This window comes from Streptomyces sp. 135 (assembly GCF_020026305.1).
In the GTDB taxonomy this organism is placed as follows: domain Bacteria; phylum Actinomycetota; class Actinomycetes; order Streptomycetales; family Streptomycetaceae; genus Streptomyces.
Genome location: NZ_CP075691.1, coordinates 2,376,874 through 2,395,774 on the forward strand (window position 1 = coordinate 2,376,874; position 18,901 = coordinate 2,395,774).

The 18,901-nt window shown below is 73.8% G+C and carries 17 protein-coding genes; 13 read left to right on the top strand and 4 right to left on the bottom strand.

What is annotated here, in order from left to right:
- Window positions 1-44 precede the first annotated feature (44 nt).
- Window positions 45-1,031, top strand: a complete 987-nt coding sequence (locus tag KKZ08_RS10755) for an NAD-dependent epimerase/dehydratase family protein (protein ID WP_223774243.1) — start codon at window positions 45-47, stop codon at window positions 1,029-1,031.
- Between the two features lie 51 nt (window positions 1,032-1,082).
- On the opposite strand, the gene KKZ08_RS10760 is transcribed toward KKZ08_RS10755, so the two are convergent.
- On the bottom strand, window positions 1,083-3,269 hold the full coding sequence (locus KKZ08_RS10760; protein ID WP_223774244.1) for an MMPL family transporter: 2,187 nt from the start codon (window positions 3,267-3,269) through the stop codon (window positions 1,083-1,085).
- Window positions 3,270-3,529: 260 nt separating this feature from the next.
- Here KKZ08_RS10760 and KKZ08_RS10765 point away from each other — a divergent pair, with 260 nt between their 5' ends.
- From KKZ08_RS10765 to KKZ08_RS10775, 3 genes are read left to right on the top strand one after another with little or no spacing between them, the layout of a single operon-like run.
- Entirely contained in the window at window positions 3,530-4,801 is a 1,272-nt protein-coding gene (locus KKZ08_RS10765; protein ID WP_223774245.1) for a sensor histidine kinase, read from the top strand.
- On the top strand, window positions 4,786-5,436 hold the full coding sequence (locus KKZ08_RS10770) for a response regulator transcription factor (RefSeq protein ID WP_223774246.1): 651 nt from the start codon (window positions 4,786-4,788) through the stop codon (window positions 5,434-5,436). The genes KKZ08_RS10765 and KKZ08_RS10770 overlap by 16 nt, the downstream gene beginning before the upstream one ends.
- 32 nt (window positions 5,437-5,468) lie before the next feature.
- The gene (locus KKZ08_RS10775) at window positions 5,469-6,917 is read left to right on the top strand and encodes a DUF1996 domain-containing protein (RefSeq protein WP_223774247.1); all 1,449 of its coding nucleotides are present in this window, start codon (window positions 5,469-5,471) and stop codon (window positions 6,915-6,917) included.
- 15 nt (window positions 6,918-6,932) lie between these two features.
- Here KKZ08_RS10775 and KKZ08_RS10780 read toward each other — a convergent pair whose 3' ends face one another.
- Window positions 6,933-7,316: a hypothetical protein gene (locus KKZ08_RS10780; protein WP_223774248.1), complete on the bottom strand. Its 384-nt coding sequence runs from the start codon at window positions 7,314-7,316 to the stop codon at window positions 6,933-6,935.
- Window positions 7,317-7,493: 177 nt separating this feature from the next.
- On the opposite strand from KKZ08_RS10780, the gene KKZ08_RS10785 reads away from it, so the two are divergent.
- The 6 genes from KKZ08_RS10785 (at window position 7,494) to KKZ08_RS10810 (ending at window position 15,992) form a co-directional block, all read left to right on the top strand.
- A complete protein-coding gene (locus KKZ08_RS10785; RefSeq protein ID WP_223774249.1) occupies window positions 7,494-10,616 on the top strand; it encodes an alpha-N-acetylglucosaminidase in 3,123 nt (1,040 codons plus the stop codon).
- Between the two features lie 41 nt (window positions 10,617-10,657).
- Entirely contained in the window at window positions 10,658-11,161 is a 504-nt protein-coding gene (locus KKZ08_RS10790) for a tetratricopeptide repeat protein (RefSeq protein ID WP_223774250.1), read from the top strand.
- Between the two features lie 35 nt (window positions 11,162-11,196).
- Complete coding sequence (locus KKZ08_RS10795) at window positions 11,197-13,119, top strand: hypothetical protein (RefSeq protein WP_223774251.1); 1,923 nt, start codon at window positions 11,197-11,199, stop codon at window positions 13,117-13,119.
- 68 nt (window positions 13,120-13,187) lie between these two features.
- Window positions 13,188-14,108 (top strand): metal-dependent hydrolase, encoded by a 921-nt coding sequence (locus tag KKZ08_RS10800; protein WP_223774252.1) that lies wholly within the window; start codon window positions 13,188-13,190, stop codon window positions 14,106-14,108.
- A 1-nt stretch (window position 14,109) separates the two neighbouring features.
- Window positions 14,110-15,180 (top strand): PDR/VanB family oxidoreductase, encoded by a 1,071-nt coding sequence (locus KKZ08_RS10805; RefSeq protein ID WP_223774253.1) that lies wholly within the window; start codon window positions 14,110-14,112, stop codon window positions 15,178-15,180.
- A gap of 56 nt (window positions 15,181-15,236) precedes the next feature.
- Window positions 15,237-15,992 carry a TetR/AcrR family transcriptional regulator gene (locus tag KKZ08_RS10810; protein WP_223774254.1) on the top strand — a complete coding sequence of 252 codons (756 nt, stop codon included), beginning with the start codon at window positions 15,237-15,239 and terminating at the stop codon, window positions 15,990-15,992.
- Here KKZ08_RS10810 and KKZ08_RS10815 read toward each other — a convergent pair.
- Window positions 15,968-16,327, bottom strand: coding sequence for an isomerase (locus KKZ08_RS10815; protein ID WP_223774255.1), 360 nt, complete (start codon window positions 16,325-16,327; stop codon window positions 15,968-15,970). The genes KKZ08_RS10810 and KKZ08_RS10815 overlap by 25 nt on opposite strands.
- On the opposite strand from KKZ08_RS10815, the gene KKZ08_RS38615 reads away from it, so the two are divergent.
- Both KKZ08_RS38615 and KKZ08_RS10820 read left to right on the top strand, forming a co-directional pair.
- On the top strand, window positions 16,326-16,454 hold the full coding sequence (locus KKZ08_RS38615) for a hypothetical protein (protein WP_263303336.1): 129 nt from the start codon (window positions 16,326-16,328) through the stop codon (window positions 16,452-16,454). The genes KKZ08_RS10815 and KKZ08_RS38615 overlap by 2 nt on opposite strands.
- An 11-nt stretch (window positions 16,455-16,465) precedes the next feature.
- The gene (locus KKZ08_RS10820) at window positions 16,466-16,819 is read left to right on the top strand and encodes a GNAT family N-acetyltransferase (RefSeq protein WP_320591191.1); all 354 of its coding nucleotides are present in this window, start codon (window positions 16,466-16,468) and stop codon (window positions 16,817-16,819) included.
- Here the strand turns inward: KKZ08_RS10820 and KKZ08_RS10825 are convergent.
- Window positions 16,816-18,450, bottom strand: a complete 1,635-nt coding sequence (locus tag KKZ08_RS10825) for a SpoIIE family protein phosphatase (protein WP_223774256.1) — start codon at window positions 18,448-18,450, stop codon at window positions 16,816-16,818. The two genes, KKZ08_RS10820 and KKZ08_RS10825, sit on opposite strands and share 4 nt — an antisense overlap.
- Window positions 18,451-18,660: 210 nt before the next feature.
- Here KKZ08_RS10825 and KKZ08_RS10830 point away from each other — a divergent pair, with 210 nt between their 5' ends.
- Window positions 18,661-18,894 (top strand): hypothetical protein, encoded by a 234-nt coding sequence (locus tag KKZ08_RS10830; protein ID WP_223774257.1) that lies wholly within the window; start codon window positions 18,661-18,663, stop codon window positions 18,892-18,894.
- Window positions 18,895-18,901 lie beyond the last annotated feature (7 nt).

Consider the following 18,901-nt stretch of genomic DNA (forward strand, 5'->3'; position numbering starts at 1 on the left):
AAGACGGTTCCCCCGGCCCGGGTGACCGGGGCAGAGTCCCCTCCATGAGACTTCTGATACTGGGTGGTACCGAGTTCGTGGGCCGTGCCGTCACCGAGGCGGCGCTCGCCCGCGGCTGGGAGGTGACCGTCTTCCACCGCGGCCGCCACGCGGCGCCCGAGGGGGCCCGCGTCATCCATGGCGACCGCACCGCCGAGGGCGGCCTCGCCGGGCTCGCCGAGGGCGAGTGGGACGTGGTGGTCGACACCTGGTCGTCGGCGCCGCACGTCGTACGGGACGCGGCGAAGCTGCTCGCGGGCCGCGCCGGGCGGTACGTGTACATCTCCAGCGGTTCCGTCTACCAGTATCCGGGCGCGGCCGGCTCCGACGAGAGCTTCCCCGTGGTGGACGGCGATCCGGACGCGGAGGCCGCCGAGTACGCGCCGGACAAGCGGGGCGGAGAGCTGGCCGCGATCGCCGGGTTCGGCGAGGAGCGCACGGTGCTCGCGCGGGCCGGGCTGATCCTCGGCCCCTACGAGAACATCGGCCGGCTGCCGTGGTGGCTGAACCGGATCGCGCGGGGCGGGCCCGTCCTCGCACCCGAGCCGCGGGGCCTGGAGATCCAGTACATCGACGTGCGGGACCTCGCGGAGTGGGTCCTCGACGCGGCCGCCGCGGAACTGCACGGCGCGTACAACCTCATCAGCCCCATGGGGCGGTTCACCATGGGCGAGCTGCTCGACGCGTGCGCGCGGGTGGTGGGCGGCGACGCCGAGCTGCGCTGGACGGAGCCCGAGGTGATCCTGGCGGCGGGCGTCGAGCAGTGGATGGAGCTGCCGGTGTGGCTGGCGCCCGGGGAGCTGCACGACACCATGCACCGCACCTCTTCGGATAAGGCGGTCGCGGCCGGGCTCAGGACGCGGCCCGTCATGGACACGGTCCGCGACACATGGGAGTGGCTGCGGTCCATCGGCGGGGCCCCGCCGCAGCGCCCCGACCGGCCGGTGGTGGGGCTCGCCCCCGAGAAGGAGGCGAAGGTGCTGGGCCTGTGACGTGACGTACTCCCCCGGCGCGGTGCGCGCCGGGGGGGGCGTGCCCGTGCGTCAGTGCGGAGCGTGCGCCCCGGCCGGGTGCCGCTCGGCGGGCGCGGCCGGAGGGATCTCCTCGCTGTGTGAGACCTCCGGCAGCCAGGAAAGGGCGCGCGGGGTGCGCCAGTTGCGCTCGCCCAGGAGGGCCATCACGGACGGCAGCAGGACCATGCGGACCACCGTGGCGTCCAGCAGGACGGCCACGCCGAGGCCCACGCCCATCTGCTGCATGTCCTGCATGGACAGCGTGCCGAAGACCGCGAAGACCGCGACCATGATCACTGCGGCGCCCGTCACCGCGCCCGCCGTGCGCGTGACGCCCTCGCGGATCGCCGCGCGGTTGTCCATGCCCCGGTCCCGCGCCTCGCGGATCCGGGAGACCACGAACACGTGGTAGTCCATGGAGAGTCCGAAGAGGACGACGAGGACGAACAGCGGCATCCAGTTCTCGATCGCGCCGGCCTTCTCCGAGCCGATCAGCTCCGCGCCCCAGCCGTGCTGGAAGACGGCGGTCATCACGCCGTAGGCGGCGCCCACCGACAGCAGGTTGAGGGCGATCGACGTCGCGGCGATCACCACCGAGCGGAAGCTGAGGAGCATCAGCAGGAAGGTCACCACGGCGATGAAGCCGAAGACCGGGACGATGCCCCTGCCGAGCTGGTCGCCGAAGTCCTCGGAGGAGGCGAGCTCGCCGCCCACCCGGGCTTCGGCGTCGACGCCGCGGAAGGCCGCGGGGACCGTCTCGTCGCGCAGCTCGCCCAGCGCCTCCTTGGCCTCGGCGTCGGTGCCGTCGCCCGGCAGCGGCACCTCGATCTCGGCGACGTCGGCCGCCCGGTGGACGGTGAGTTCGGCGCCGTCGCCCGCCCGCTTCGTCAGGGCGTCGAGCGCGTCACGCACCGGCCGCGCGTCGATGTCGTCGGCGGTGACGACCACCAGGGCCGGTGAGGGGCCGCCGGGGAACTTCTCGGTGATCTTCTTGTACGAGACGGAGAGCGGGGCGTCGGAGCCGAACTGCTTCTCCAGGCCGAGCTGTTCGGTCCTCATGCCGAGCGCGGGGGCGGCCAGCGCGAGGAGCAGCACGGCCGCGCCGACGGCGAAGGACTTCGGGCGGGCGAGTACGGGCCGCAGCAGCGTGCCCGCGATGCCGCCGCCGGTGTGCGCGCCCTTCTTGGGGCGGCGGTTCAGGAAGGGGACGCGGCCCGCGTCGATCCGGTCGCCGAGCCCGGCGAGGAGGGCGGGCAGGACCGTGACGGAGCCGACCATCGCCACGCACACCACCAGGATCGTGGCGAGGGCGAAGCCCTTGAAGAGGAGCAGGCCGGTCAGGAACATACCCGCCATCGCGACCATCACCGTCAGGCCGGAGACCAGGACGGCGCGCCCGCTGGTGGCCGCGGCGATCCGCAGGGCCGTCCGCGCGTCCCGTCCCGCCGCCCGCTCGTCCCGCTCGCGCCGCAGGTAGAACAGGCAGTAGTCGACGCCGACCGCGAGACCCATCAGGAACATCACGGAGTACGTCGTCTCGAAGAGGTGCAGCCGATGGCTGGCCAGCGAGAGCAGCCCGAACGCCGCCACGCACGCCGTGAGCGCGAGGCCGACCGGGAGCAGCGCCGCGACCACCGCGCCGAAGGCGACCAGGAGGATGCCGAGTGCCAGCGGCACCGCCGTGAACTCGGCCTTCCTCAGGTCGTCGGCCAGCAGGTCCGACAGGTGCTTCTCGGAGCTGGCGTCGCCGAACTGGTGGACCGAGATGCCGTGCGCCGCGCCCTTCTCCCCCGCCTTCGCCACGGCGTCGAGGACCGGCTGGACGCGGTCGGCGGCCTCGTCGGAGGGGCCCTTGATCTCGAAGCGGAGCAGCGCGTCCTTGCCGTCCTCGGAAGGCAGCGGCGCCTGGAGGCCGCGTACGTCACCGGTCGCGGTCAGGGCCTTCGAGAGGTCGGCCGCGGCCTCCTGCCAGCCGTCGGCCGTCCGCGCGGTGACCATGACGAGTTCGCCCGCGGGCTCGTCGATGCCCGCGTCCTTCAGGATCGCGGCGGCCCGCCCCGATTCGCCGACGCCCATCTCGTCGTCGGACGCGGTGACCATGCCGGAGGCCCCGCCGAGGACCGTGGCGAGGACCACGAAGACCAGCCAGCCGAGAACGGCCGTCTTGCGGTGGTGCGCGCTCCACACCCCGAGTCGTGCCGCGAGGTTCCGCCTCATGGCGAACCGCCCCCATCAATCTGCGTGAGTGAACGTCGAACAGGACCTGCCTCACGGTAGGAATCCGGGGCCGGGCGCCCCAGCCGCCGAGCCCCCCTCTCCCCGGAGCCCAGGACGAGGTCCGGGGGTGTCGTCAGGTACACCCCCCGCCCGGGTGGAGGGCCCAATGACCCGGCCCCGCCGCACGGGTGAGACTGTTCCCGGCCCGGGGTGCGGCACGCGACCCGGGCGGCCGGGCTTGACGAGAGGGACGGACGACCATGACCAGGGTCAGAAACGCGTTGATCGCGGGGGCTCAGGGCCTCTACCTGACGATCGTCGCGATGGTGGGATCCATCGTCCTCTTCGTTCTCTCGGTCCTGTCGATCGCGTTCATCCTGCTCGGCATCGGTCTCTTCACCACGCCCGTCGTCCTGGCGGGCGTACGCAAGTACGCCGACGGCCAGCGCATACGGGCCGCCGCGTGGTCCGGTGTGGACATCCCCGTGCCCTACCGGCCCCTCCCCGCGGACCTGCGGGGCGGTGTGGCCGGGCAGGTGGAGCGCTGCACGCTGATGCTGAAGGACCCGGCGACCTGGCGCGACCTCCAGTGGCTCCTGGTGAACATGACCGCGGGCGCCGTCGTCGCCGTCCTCGCCCCGGCGCTGCCGCTCTACATGCTCTACGGCTGGGTCCTCGCGCTCGGCGTGTGGAAGCCGATCCACGAGGCGGGCGGCGGCGAGTGGTACGCCTTCATCCACGTGACCTCGCAGTCCACCGCCAACCAGGCGGCGGCGCTCGGCATGGGCCTCTTCGTCCTCGGCGTGCTCATCAACACCTCGCTGGTACGTGCGCACTTCCTCCTCTCCCGCGCGTTCCTCGCGCCCACCTCGGCCATGCGGGAGCGCGAACTGGCCCGGCGGGTGGACCGCCTGACCGAGACCCGGCACGACGCGGTGGACAACTCCGCGGCGGAGCTGCGCCGCATCGAGCGCGACCTGCACGACGGCGCGCAGGCCCGTCTGGTGGCCATGGGCATGGACCTCGGCACCATCGAGGCGCTCATCGAGACGGACCCCGCCAAGGCCAAGGAGCTGCTGGCCAAGGCCCGGCAGGATTCCGGCGAGGCGCTGACCGAGCTGCGCGACCTGGTCCGCGGCATCCACCCGCCGGTGCTCGCCGAGCGCGGCCTCGGTGACGCGGTGAAGGCTCTCGCGCTGCGCCTGCCGATCGCCACCGAGGTCGACGTGGAGCTGCCGGGCCGGGCCGGGGCGCCGGTCGAGTCGGCGGCGTACTTCGCGGTGAGCGAGTCGCTGGCCAACGCGATCAAGCACTCGGGCGCCGACCGCATCTGGGTGGACATGCACTACGGCGACGGCATGCTGCGCGTCGCCGTCACCGACAACGGCAAGGGCGGGGCGGCTCTGGGGGCCGGGTCCGGGCTGAGCGGGATCGAACGCCGGCTCGGTACATTCGACGGCGTACTGGCCGTCAGCAGCCCCGCGGGCGGTCCGACCATGGTGACCATGGAGATCCCTTGCGAGTTGTCCTAGCCGAAGACCTCTTTCTGCTGCGCGACGGCCTGGTGCGGATGCTGGAGGCATTCGACTTCGAGATAGCCGCGGCCGTGGAGAGCGGGCCCGAACTGTCCAAGGCCCTCGCGGAGTTGGAGCCGGACGTCGCGGTCGTCGACGTACGGCTGCCGCCGTCGCACACGGACGAGGGTCTCCAGTGCGCGCTGGCCGCCCGGCGGGCCAGGCCGGGCCTGCCCGTCCTCGTCCTCTCGCAGCACGTGGAGCAGCTGTACGCACGGGAGTTGCTGGCCGACGGCAACGGCGGCGTCGGGTACCTCCTGAAGGACCGGGTCTTCGACGCGGCGCAGTTCGTCGACGCCGTGCGCCGGGTCGCGGCCGGCGGCACCGCGATGGACCCGCAGGTGATCCAGCAGCTCCTCTCCCGGCGCTCCACCGACCAGCCGCTCGGCGCGCTCACGCCCCGCGAGCGCGAGGTGCTGGAACTCATGGCGCAGGGGCGGTCGAACGCGGCCATCGCCTCCCAACTGACCGTCACGGAGCGGGCGATCGCCAAGCACACGTCGAACATCTTCGGCAAGCTCGGCCTGCCGGTCTCCGACGACGACAACCGGCGGGTGCTCGCGGTCCTCGCCTATCTGGACCAGGGCCGCTGAACACGCCGGGCCGCTGATGCGTATGTAGCCCCATGGGACGCACCTCACGAAAACGATCAAAGCTGGCGCGGCGCCTGGTCGCCACGTCCGCGGCTCTCGTCATGGGCGGCGGCGGCCTCGTCGCCGTCAACGTCTACGCGAACGCCGAGGACGGCGCCCAACAGCCCCCGGAAGCGGCCGCGGCCCGGCAGTTGTCGACGATCAGCTGCCCGGACGTGGCGAACCGGCTGCGGGAGGTTCCACCGGGCGCGCGCGGCGAGGTGGACGGCCGCCTCGCCGAGCTGGACAGCCAGATCACGCGGGCCTACGACCGGTTCAGCAAGGCCGAGGACGCCGGGGCCCAGGAGTCCGTGCTGCCGCCGCTGGAGGAGCAGCGGCGGGGCACGCTCGGCGAGATCGCGGACGCCATGGACCGGGCGGGCGCCCGGCCCGAGGGCCTCGGCGGCATGGCCCCCTGCACTCTGCGCGCCTCCGACCAGGAGCAGAGCCAGGGGCAGAGCCAGGGCCAGGGCGAGGACGAGGGCCAGGGCGAGGACGAGGGCCAGGGCGAGGACGAGGGCCAGGGCGGGGAAGGGGGCCGAGGGCAGAGCGGGAACGGCCCCGTGGCCGGTGACTTCGTCGACATCACGTCCGTCCGGCCCAACGTCGTACGCCCCCGCGACCGGCGCGGCGCCTCCCGCGGGACCTTCACGACCGACTGCGGGCGCAACGAGAACGGCAAGTTCAACCCCGACAACGTCATCGTCGCGCCCGGCGTGAGTAATGGCGCGCACCACATGCACGACTACGTGGGCAACCAGGCGACGGACGCGTTCTCCGGCGACGACGACCTCGCGAACGGCCGCACCAGCTGCCGCAACCAGGGCGACAAGTCGACCTACTACTGGCCCGTGCTGCGGCTCCAGAACGGCACGAACGAGGACGACGCCCAGGCGGACGGCGGCGGCAAGGACCAGAACGTCGGCGAGATCCAGACCCCGGACGCCGTCACCCTGAAGTTCACCGGCAGCCCGGTGAGCAAGGTCGTCGCGATGCCCCGCTTCCTGCGCGTCATCACCGGCGACGCCAAGGCGTTCACCAACGGCGACGCCAACGCCAACGCCTCGTGGAGCTGCACGGGCTTCGAGAACCGGCAGCTCAAGGACAAGTACCCGATCTGCCCCGAGGGCAGCAAGGTGGTGCGGACGTTCAACTTCCAGAGCTGCTGGGACGGGCGCAACACCGACAGCGCCAACCACCGCACCCACGTCGCCTTCGCCGACCCGCGGACCGGTGCCTGCCCGCGGGGCTTCCGGGCGATCCCGAAGCTGGTGCAACGCGTCGTGTACGACGTGCCGCCGGGGCCCGGCTTCGCCGTCGACTCGTTCCCCGAGCAGCTGCACAAACCCGTCACCGACCACGGCGACTTCATCAACGTCTTCGACGAGCGGCTGATGCGGCGCGTGGCGGGCTGCGTCAACTCCGGGCAGCGCTGCACCTGACGGCGACCGCCCGCCTCAGTCCGTACGGTGACCGTGGTGGCCGCCGCCGTGCCCGTCCGCGGCGTCCACCACGGTCCCCCCGAGCCGGTCGCGCAGCGCCGCGATGTCGCGGCGGCCGCCGACCGCGACCCAGCGCCCGCCGACGAGGTACGTACCGCCGTAGTCATCCGCCTCGTCGAGCCATTCGGCCTGGCCGCGGGCGTTCGCGAAGGTGACGAGGATGTAGCGCCGGGCACCGTTCGCACAGATGGCCTGGCGTAGTTCGGCCGCGTCCGTCTGGACGTCCGCCCTGCACCTCGCCCTGTCCGCCAGCTGCTCCAGGCTGCCGCTCGCCGTGTCCGGTGTGCCGTCGCCCCCCGAGCCGCACCCCGCCAACGTGAGCAGCGCTCCCGCCGCCATGCCCGAAAGCGCCCTCCGTGCCGCCCGCGTCGTCTGCCTCGTCTGGGTTGCTCGCGTTGCCCTCACTGGCTCTCCTGCCTCTCCCGGCGAGCCGAACCCGCCATCTTCCGCCGTGCCGTTGAGCACGGGAGGGCGCGGGGATACCGTGCGCCGCAGCCTTCACCCCAGGGGGTACACATGTCCGAACCGTCCCGTCGCTCACTGCTCGGCACCGCCGGGGCCCTCGGCCTCGGCACCGCCCTCGGCGGCGTCCCGCTGCCGGCCCGCGCCGCCGGGGGGACCGCGAAGGCCCCCGCCTTCGATACGGATTCCGCGCGCGAGGCGCTCAACAGACTCCTGCCGCATCACGCGGAGCAGTTCCGGCTCAGGCTTCTCGCCGCCGAGGGGCACACGGACCGCTTCCGGGTCACCGGGACCACCGGGCGGATCGAGGTGTCCGGCACGACGCCCGCGGTACTGCTCACCGGCGTCCACTGGTACCTGAAGTACGTGTGCGGCGCCCACATCACGTGGCACGGCTCCCGGCTCGACCTGCCGCGCAGGCTGCCCGCCCCGGCCCGGCCCCTGGAGCGGTCCACCTCGCTCCCCCACCGGTTCGCCCTGAACGACACCAACGACGGGTACACCGCGCCGTACGCCGACTGGGCGTACTGGGAGCGGATGATCGACGTACTCGCCCTGCACGGCTGCAACGAGGTCCTGGTGGTGGCGGGTGCCGAGGCCGTCTACCACCGCCTCCTGAAGGAGTTCGGCTACTCCGACGACGAGGCCAGGGCATGGCTGCCCGCGCCCTCGCACCAGCCGTGGTGGCTGCTCCAGAACCTGGCCGGGTACGGCGGCCCGCTCTCCCGGCAGCTGATCGACGACCGCGCCGTGTTGGGCCGCAGGATCACCGACCGGTTACGCGCGCTCGGCATCGCGCCCGTGCTGCCCGGCTACTACGGGAACGTGCCCGACGGCTTCGTCGAGCGCAACGGCGGGGACGCGCGCGTCGTGCCGCAGGGCGTCTGGCACGGGTTCAAGCGGCCCGACTGGCTCGATCCGCGCACCACCGCCTTCGCCCGGGTCGCCGCCTCCTTCTACCGGCACCAGCAGCAACTGCTCGGCGCCTGCGACCACTTCAAGATGGACCTGCTGCACGAGGGCGGCACCGCCGGTGACGTGCCCGTGCCCGCCGCCGCCCGGGGCGTGGAGAGTGCCCTGCGCGCGGCCCGGCCCGGCGCGACCTGGGTGATCATCGGCTGGGAGGCCAATCCGCTGCCCGCGCTGCTCGACGCCGTCGACAAGGAGCGGATGCTGATCGTCGACGGCGTCTCGGACCGGTACGCGGGCGTCACCGACCGGGAGAAGGACTGGGGCGGCACGCCCTACGCCTTCGGCACCATCCCCAACTTCGGCGGGCGCACGACGGTCGGCGCCCGCACCCACCTCTGGAACGAGAAGTTCTTCGCCTGGCGCGACAAGCCGGACAGCGCGCTCGCGGGCACCGCCTTCATGCCGGAGGCCACCGACCGCGACCCCGCCGCCTTCGAGCTCTTCTCCGAACTGGCCTGGGTCCGGGGTCCTGTCGACCGGGCCGCGTGGTTCTCCTCGTACGCCGACTTCCGGTACGGCGCGCGCGACCGCTCCGCGCGGGCCGCCTGGCGGGCCCTGCACGACACCGCCTACCAGCACACCGCCGTGGAGCGCAGCGACCCCCACGACTCCCTCTTCGCCGCCCGCCCCGACCTCGCGGCGAACCGCGCCGCCGAGTACGCGCCGCGCGCCCTGACCTACGACCCGGGCCGCTTCGACGCGGCGCTCGCGGGGCTGCTCGGCGTGGCGGCTCCGCTGCGGCGCGGCGCCCGCTACCGGTACGACCTGGTGGACGTGGCCCGGCAGGCGCTCGCCCATCGCAGCCGACAGCTCCTGCCGCAGCTGCGGACGGCGTACCGGCGCGGCGACCAGGAGACCTTCCGCGCCCTTTCGACGCTGTGGCTGCGGCTGATGCGGCTCAGCGACGAGGTCACCGGGACCGACCCGGCGTTCCTGCTCGGGCCCTGGATCGAGGCGGCCCGGCGCATGGGGACGCAGGAGGCCGAGCGCGCCGAGTTCGAGCGGACCGCCAAGGTGCTCATCACCGTGTGGGGCGACCGCGCCACGGCCGACGGCGGCAGGCTCCACGAGTACGGCAACCGCGAATGGCACGGACTGATGAGCGACTTCTACGTGCCGCGCTGGCAGAAGTGGCTCGACGAGCTGGCCGAGGCGCTGGCCACCGGGCGCGAGCCGCGGCCGGTCGACTGGTTCGCCTTCGAGGAGCCCTGGACGCGCGAGCGCGAGGACTACCCGCTGCGGCCCGTCGGCGATCCGTACCGCACCGCCGCGCGGGTGCGGAGCGTCCTCGCGCGGGCGCCCTACCAGGGGTCCGTGACCGTCACCGCGGAGCCGCCCGCCATGCCGCCCGGCGGCCACACGCGCGTGAGCGCCGTCTTCCGCAACGTCAACGGTCTGCGCGCCACCGGCCGCGTCGACTTCGCGTTGACCGGCGTCGAGGCCGAGCCGACGGGCCCCGTGTCCCTGCCGAGGGTCGCGCCCGCGGGGACCGGGAAGGCGGCGTGGCGGGTGGACGCGCCGGACACGCCTCTGGACCGGCCGCTGCGCCCGCTGCCGTACGAGATCACCGTGCGGTACGGCCCAGCGGGCGAGCGGCGGGTGCGGTACGTCCACGAGGGGACCCTCTTCGAGGCCGGCCCGGTGGGCGCGGACTGGCGGACGTACACGAACAACGCCGCCGTCTTCGGTGAGCTGGACGGGCGGTACGCGATCGACGGGGGCGGCGCCGACCTGTGGAAGGGCACCACCGAGTTCGGCACGCTGTACCGACCGGGGGCGCTGCGCGACGGGGTCTCGGTGACGGTGCGGGTCGACGCGCAGGCGGCCACGGGCCCCTGGGCCAGGGCCGGTGTCATCACCCGCGCCGCCCTGGACACGCCGGGCTCGCGGGGGTTCGTGAACCTCGCCGTCACCCCGGCCAACGGGGTCGTGCTGTCGTACGACACCAACGGCGACGGCACCCTTGACACGTACAAGCGGATCACGGGGGTGCGGGGCCCGGTGCTGCTGCGCCTCACGCGGGCCGGGGACTCCTTCACGGGTGCCTGCTCCACGGACGGCGGCGCCACCTGGCGGACTGTGGGAACCGTGACCGTGCCGGGCGCGGCCGCCGCGCAGGACGTGGGGATGTTCATGAGCGCCACCGACGGCGGTGCCGGGGAGCGCGGGACCGTGGAGTTCAGCGGATGGGAGGTGACGCCGTAATCACGTGTCGCGCCCGGGCACTTGTGTGCGACGGTGAGGGCATGGGAGACGACTGGGAGAAGCGGATCGACGAGGCCTGGGCCTCGTACGACACCTACGGTGAGGAACGGGCCGCGGAGTTCCGCGCGGTGATCGACGCGCTGGTGGCGGAGTTGCCCGAGGGCGACCCCGCCGGGCTCTTCGAACGGGCCTGCGCCTTCGACTCCACCGGCCGCTCCGACCTGGCCGTGCCGCTCTACCAGGAGGCACTGGAGCGCGGCCTGGACGGTTACCGCAGGCGCCGGGCACTGATCCAACTCGCCAGCTCGCTGCGGAACGTCGGCCGGGCCGAGGAGGGCGTCGCGCTCCTGGAGCCCGAACTCATCGGCACGTCCGACGAGTTGGACGACGCCGTCCGCGCCGTCCTGGCCCTGTGTCTGGCCTCCCTCGGCCGTGAGCGCGAAGGCCTCTCCCTCGTGCTCGGCGCCCTCGCGCCACATCTGCCGCGCTACCAGCGGTCGATGGCGCATTACGCCCGCGCGCTCGTGGAGCCCGCCCAGGCATGAGGTGACCAACCGACGATTCGCTCGTTCTGCTGAACGTGTCGTCGAATGTGCAGTCCCAGCCGCCGCAGTCCGCGAGCGCCCCCGGTCCCGCTCCCGTCGTCGACGTGGAGCAGGCCGAGGCCGCCCTCGTCGAGCACTACCCGCGGCTCGTCCGGCTCGCCTATCTGGTGCTGCCGCCGAGCCTCGGCCGCAACCGCCGGGTCCTGACCGCCCACGCCCTCACCCAGCGCTCCCTGCCGCGCGGCCGCAAGCCCGGCGTGGCGGTGGCCATCCCGGCCCAGCAGGGGGGCGGGCACCGGCGGGACCCGGGGTACGCGTACGTACGCCTCCAGGTGGTGCGCGGCGCGCTCGACGCCGGACTGCCGCTGACGTGGAGGTCCTGGCCCCGGCGGGCCCAGCTGCCCCCGCTGCTGCCGCAGGTCAAGGGGCTGCGGCTCTTCCCGCGCTCCGGGGGCGCCGACGAACTCGCCCTCGACCAGCGCCTCGCCAAGCTGTCGGGCGCCGCCCGCGCCGCCTACGTGCTGCGCGGCCTGGAGGCGCTCGACGACGCCGGGGTCCGCATGGTCCTCACGGCCGCCGGCTGCGACGACCCGGACGACGCCCTCGCCGAGGCGGACGCCGTCGAGGCGCGCTACGCCCTGCTCGCCTCCCCCGAGTTCGACCCCTGCTCCCTGCACGCCAGGCCGACCGACCTGATGCGGCGCAGGCAGCACCTGAAGGCGGCGGGCGTCGCGGCCCTCGCCACGCTGGTGTGCGGGGCGCTCCTCGGCCTGCCGGGCGACGGCTGGGGACCCGACGGCGCCGCCGCGCCGCCGTACGCCCAGAACCCCGCCGCCCAAGCGGCCCTGGACCCGGGCAAGCTGACGGTCGCGGCCACCGGGGCGTGGCGGCGTTCCGCGCGCACCGACTTCTCCGTGTGGCCCGCGCGCGGCGGCCTCGTCGACGACAAGGCGCTGCTGCGCCGCGCCCTCGCCGTCTGGGCGCGGCCCGGCGAGACCGTCCAGGTCTCGGCCACCCCGGGCACGCCCTCCGGGGCGCCCCCCGGTCCGGCGCAGCTGCTGTACGCCGGGGAGGTCGACGCCGCGCGCGTGGTGCTGCTCTACGACGGACTGCGCATCGTGCGCTACGCCGAGCCGAAGGAGGGCACGAGCGGCGCCGCCCTCGACTTCGCCCGCGTGGACGGCGCGAGCGGCCCCGAGGCGAGCGCCCTCGTCGTCAACCGCGCCGACGGCAACGTCCGCTACTTGACGGCGCCCTGGGTGCGGTCGGCCGCCGTCCGCGACCTGCTGAAGCCCGCCGGGCAGGCCCTGGCGCTGCGCCGCGACGCGGACGGCGTCACCGAACCCTTCGCCGGTCCGGCGCAGAGCGGCCGGTGCACGTCCTGGAACGCGCTGCGGATGCGCGACCACTCCGGTGCCGTGCGGATGGTGACCGACCTCGGCGAGCTGACCCCCGCCCGGCTGACCGCGGGCCGCCCGGAGGCGCCACGCGAGGCCGCGCCCGCCGACTGGACCAAGTCCGCCTGCTCCCTCGCCTCGGTGCGCTCGCACGGCGTGCGGTCCGTGAACTCCTGGGCGTACGCCCGTCAGACGCTCCCCGAGACGGGCGCCGCCGCCCAGTGGGTGTGCACGCGGGCCGAGACCTGGCGGGGGGCGGGCAGCCGCAGCCTCGCCCAGTTCCAGACGGCCGACGGTCCCACCGGCGCCGTGGCGGCCAAGGCCGAGGACTCCCCGGCGTGCGGCCCCCGGGAGCCCCGGGTCCTCGCGGGCGTCCGGTGGAAGTCGCCGGGCGGGAACTGGTACCTCCTGGGCGCGGGCAGCAAGGACGTCACGTCACTGACCGCGTCCGGCGGCGACCAGGTGCAGGGCAACGTCCTCGCGGTCAGCACGGAACGCACCGCCCGAGCCCGGCTGACCGGCACCCTGGCGGACGGCACGAAGGTGGCGACGCTGCGGTGAGCGGCGGCCGGTGAACTTCCGGCCGCCGACCCCTGTACCACCCGCCTACCCGTCAGTACATTGACGGCATGTCTAATACGCAGAGCCGGGTGCCCATGCCCGTCGCGTCCGAGCACATACCGCTCAAGGCACGCAACGTCTCCTTCTCCTGGGAGAACACCCCGCTCCACTGGCTCCCGGACGACCCGTTCACCACGCACACCATCAACGTGCTGCATCTGCTGCTGCCCGCCGGTGAACGCTGGTTCGTGCACGTCTACAAGCAGGTCCTGCCCCACATACGGGACGAGCGGCTGCGCGAGGACGTCATCGGGTTCATCGGCCAGGAGGCCATGCACTCGCAGGCCCACGACGAGGTCCTGCCGCACCTCAAGGCGCAGGGGCTCGACCCGACGCCGTACACCGCGCAGGTCGACTGGCTCTTCGAGAAGCTGCTCGGCGACCGCACACTGCCGCCGGGCAAGGCGCGCAAGTGGTGGCTGATGGAGCGCGTCGCGATGATCGCGGCCATCGAGCACTACACCGCCTTCCTCGGCGACTGGGTCCTGGGCGCCGATGAGCTGGACCGCAGGGGCGCCGACCCGACCATGCTGGACCTGCTGCGCTGGCACGGCGCCGAGGAGGTCGAGCACCGCTCCGTGGCCTTCGACCTCTTCCTGCACGTCGACGGCGGCTACCGCCGCCGCGTGCGGACGTGGGCGACCGCCTTCACCGCGCTGGTCTTCCTCTGGCAGCGCGGGACGCGGTTCTTCATGGAGAACGACCCGACGCTCGTCGACGGCAGGGCGAGCTTCAAGGACTTCCACCGCAGCGGACGCGCGGGCACGCTGCCGACCACCGGAGCCATGGTCCGCTCCATCCCCCGCTACCTGAGCCGCGGCTACCACCCCTCCCAGGAGGGCAGCACGGCACAGGCCGTGGCCTACCTCGCCTCCTCACCGGCCGCCACCGCCGCCGAGAAGGCCGCCGCCGGGCAGGGGGACGTCTGACATGGCCCGCCTCCCCGTCCTCGCCCTCGCCGCCGGAACGGCCCTGCTCGCCCGGCGGGCCCTGCGCCGCCGGATCGCCATCTCCCCGCTGTGGCCGCTGCCCGCCCTGGAGCAGCCGGTCTCCGGGCGGCCGCGCTCCCGTGCGCTGCGGCTGCGCGTCGCACGGCACGAGCGCGTGGCCGACGGCGTCATCCAACTGCGCCTGGAGGGGACCGACTTGCCGCCCTGGCAGCCGGGCGCCCATCTCGACCTGGTGCTGCCGTCGGGGCTCGTACGGCAGTACTCGCTCTGCGGCGACCCCGAGGACCCCTCCTCGTACACCGTCGCGATCCGGCTGATCGGCGCCGGGCAGGGTGGCAGGGGCGGCTCGCGCGAGGTGCACGAGCGGCTGCGGGAGGGCGACGAGGTCGAGGTGCGGGGGCCGCGCAACCGCTTCCCGCTCGCCGACGCCACGTCGTGCGTCTTCGTCGCCGGCGGCATCGGGATCACGCCGATCCTGCCGATGCTGCGGGCCGTGCAGGCCTCGGGGGCGCCGTGGCGGCTGCTCTACGGCGGGCGGTCGCGCGCCTCGATGCCGTTCCTGGAAGAGGTCGAGAAGCTCGGCGGGGCGGGGCGCGGGCGGGTCACCGTCGTCGCGGAGGACGAGGACGGACTGCCGGACGTGGCCGCCTTCCTGAGCGGAACGCCCGAGGGCGCCGCCGTGCACGTATGCGGGCCCGAGGCCCTGATGGAGGCGGTCGGCGCCGCGCTGCCGCAGGGGTGCTCGCTGCACCTGGAGCGGTTCTCACCGCGTGCCCGCACCGAGGGCGACACCGCCTTCGAGGTCGAACTGCGGCGCAGCGGGCGCACGGTGGCGGTCGCCGCGGACGGCACGGTGCTCGCCGCGGTCCGCGCCGCGCTGCCGGACACGGCGTACTCCTGCGAGCAGGGGTTCTGCGGGACCTGCCAACAGCGCGTCCTGGAGGGGGAGATCGACCACCGGGACGAGCTGCTGACCGACGGCGAGCGGGCCGGCTCGATGCTCATCTGCGTCTCGCGTGCGCGCGGTGAGCGGCTCGTGCTCGACCTGTGAAGTACCGGGCGGGACCGGACCGCCGGAGGGCCGGTTCCGCTCGGTAAGGTGTTCGTATGACTACCGGGGTGCGCCGCAGGATGGGTGTCGAGGAGCGGCGGCAGCAGCTGATCGGGGTCGCGCTCGACCTGTTCAGCCACCGCTCGCCCGACGACGTCTCCATCGACGAGATAGCGGCGGCCGCGGGCATCTCGCGTCCGCTGGTCTACCACTACTTCCCCGGCAAACTCAGCCTGTACGAGGCGGCGTTGCGCCGGGCGGCCGAGGAGCTGGCCGAGCGGTTCGTGGAGCCGCACGAGGGGCCGCTCGGTGCGCGGCTGCTGCGCGTGACGGGGCGCTTCCTGTCTTTCGTCGACGAGCACGGGCCCGGCTTCTCCGCGCTGATGCGGGGCGGTCCCGCGGTCTCCGCGGGCGGCGGCTGCGCGGTGGGCCCGGGGACGGCATCGGCATCGGCATCCACGACGAACGCACTGATCGACTCGGTGCGCCAGGCCGCGTACGACCAGATCCTCGCGCACCTCAAGGTCACCGAGCCGTCCGCCCGGCTTGAACTCGTCGTGCGGTCCTGGATCTCGCTGGCCGAGTCCACGGCGCTGCTCTGGCTGGACGGGCGGCGCGTGCCGCGTGCGGAGCTCGAACTGCAGCTGGTGCACGACTTCGCGGCGCTGACCGCGGTGAGCGCCGCCTACGACGAGGAGATGGCGGCGCTGCTGCGCGGCATCCTCGCCGAGGAACCGGCCGACGGCCCGTTCGCCGATCTGGTCGGCCGCCTCCTCGCGCTGGCCCCTCAGGCCGCCGACGACTTGCGGTAGGAGTCGTCCAGGTCCCGGATCTCGGCCGACGCGTGCAGGGTGACGCCGGCCGCGGGCTTCACGTACCGCCGCACGAGGTCCAGCGCGCCCTCGGTCACTTGGGCCTTGGTCCGCGCGGAGCGCCCGGGCAGCAGCCCGATCATGACGTGGACGATGCCGTCGCCGCCGGTCCCGTCGCCCACCACGCTCTCCTCGGTCCGTACGAACCGGGTCTTGCAGGCGTCGGCGGCGGCGCCCGCGACCTCGACGAGCAGCGGGTGCAGGGCCAGCGCGAAGCCCCTGCGGTCGAAGTCCCCGGCGAGCTGCTCGGAGTAGTCGACGGTGATCTGCGGCATGGCCACCCCTGTAGGTCCGTTGGTGGCGCCCACCTTTACGGTGATCGCCATGACGGCGCAACTGACGTTCCGCAGTGCGGACAAGGCCGACACGGCGACCCTCACCGGCCTCTACGACGGCGGCTGATCGACTCCGGGGTGGAGGAGGTGTGGCTCGCCGAGGAAGGGGCCGAGGTCGTCGGGGCGTACGAACTGTGGTGGGACGATGAGGCGGCCTGGGGTGTGCGGGCGCCGGACGCGGGCTATGTGCACCGGCTGATGGTGCGGCGCGGGGCGCGGCCCGGGACCGGCAGGGCGATGCTCGCGCGGGCGGAGCGGCGGATCGCCGAGGCGGGGCGCGAGCTGTGCCGGCTGGACTGCGTGTCGGCCAACCCCCGGCTGCGCACGTACTACGAGGGGGCCGGTTACACGGCCGTCGGTGAGTTGGCGGGGAAGGTGGCCGCCGACGGGAGCACGTACGGCGTGACGCTGATGGAGAAGCGCCTGGTCTAGCGGTCGCCGGTCAGGCGCAGGGCGAGCAGGGCGATGTCGTCGTCCCGGTCGTGGCCGAAGCAGGCGAGCAGGGTGTCGCAGAGATCGGCGACGCCGAGTGGCGCGTCGGCTGCGACGGTGCGCAGGTGCTGCATGGAGACCGCGAGGTCGGTGCCGCGCGTCTCGATGAGGCCGTCGGTGACCATGAGGAGCCGGTCGGTGGGGCCGAGGACCGTCTCCGTGGGGGCCGGTCTGTCCAGGCCGAGGCCGAGGAGCGGACCGTGGGCCCGCAGGTACGTGGCCGAGCCGGTGTCGCTGACGACGAGCGGCGGGATGTGCCCGGCGTTGGCGACGCGGGTGCGTCCGGTGGCGGGGTCGACGAGGGCCAGGCAGAGAGTGGCCGTCACGTCGGGGTGGTAGCGCTGGAGCATGTTGTCCAGGCGGTGGGCGAGCTCCCGGGGGTCGGATTCCTCGACGCAGTAGGCGCGCAGGGCGTGCCGGATCTCGACCATCACGGTGGCGGCGTCCAGGGAGTGCCCGACCACGTCGCCGATGGCGGTGAGGACGCCGCCCGAGGTGGGCAGCGCGGCGTAGAAGTCGCCGCCGATCTCCGTGTCGCTGGAGGCGGGTTCGTAGCGGACGACGACTTCCGTGCCGGGCACCTGCGGCACGTGCGTCGGCAGGAAGCTGCGCTGGAGGGTGAGGGCGATGTGGCGTTCCATCTCGTACATGAGCAGTCGCTCCGCGGCAAGCGCGGTGGCATGGGCGAGCCGCCCCACGAGACGCTCGGTGTCGGGGTCGGGGTGCTGGGCGTAGGCGGGTGTGGCGAGGCAGACGGGCGCGCTGCCCTCGCGGCTGCGGGCCAGGGCGAGCCTGGCCCCGTCGGGCGGTCCGGTGCCGCTGACCGCCTCGGCCTGGAAGAAGCCGGGCGGCCACAGCGGGGCGGGGGCGACGGTGCTGCGCACGCCGACGTGGCCCGACATGATCCGCAGGATGAGGCGGGCCACCGCTTCGTGCGCGCCGTCGTCGGGCAGGGAGGCGGAGGCCCGGCTCCGTGACAGGCCCCGGTGCACCGCGCCGTCGCCGCCGAGGATGAACGCGGCGGCGGGGCTCCTGGTGAGGCGGTCGGTGCCCGCGGCCGCGGCGTCGGCCAGTTCGCGCGGGCAGCGGGCCGACTGGACGTCGAGGATGGTCTCGGCGAGCCGCGTGAGGTGCCCGGCCTCGGCCTCGGCGTCGCTGCGGTGGCGGGCGCCGCGGGCGACGGCCCGGACCACGGCCTGGATCTCCTCCGGTTCGGCGGGCACCGTCAGATAGGCCTCGCCGCCCGCGTCGAGGCCGCGGCAGCGGTCGGCGGGGGCGACGCGGGCCGCCGAGAAGTGCACGATGGGCAGGGCGGCGGTCTGCGGGGCCTCCTTGATGCGGCGGCAGAGCTCGAAGCCGCTCATGTCGGGCAGGCCCACGTCGACGAGCGCCACGTCGGGGAGTTCGCCCATGCGGTGACGCGCGTCGAGTTCGGCGAGGGCTTCGGCCGCGCTGGCGACGAGGATGACGCGGTGGCCGTCCCTGCGCAGGACCGCGCCCAGCGCGTATCGACTGGCGGCGACGTCGTCGACCACCAGGATCGTAGTGTCTGCCTTGCCGTTGGCGCTCAAGCGGGGCCCCTTTGGGGCAGGTCGATGGGCTGGTCGGTGGGGCGGGGGTGCCCGCCCGGTCCGAGAGCAGTCCCGCTCGTCCAAGTTAGCGTTCCGCCGTGCGCTCCGGGAGTGGGCGGCGACGGTCCTACCGAGAACGGTGAAGATCCCCGAATCTCTCTCGTCGAGGGCGTACTTGACGATAGAATCTGCGCCCCTCACCTTGACGTGGTGCAGTTCTTGGGCCTGCCCGGCGAGGACCCGGGCCCGCTGCGGCCGCGCCTGCTCGGTGACGCCGGGGGCGCCGAAGACTCCGCGGCCACCGGCGGGGCGGACGTCCTCGTGACCTTCGCGTTCCGTGAGGCGTTCACCGGAGTGAGCGGCCACTTCGGCGCAGCCACCTACCCGCACCTTCGCCACCACCTCCCGACCCGCCCCCGAGCCGACAACCCCCCGCACCCATGAGGGACTT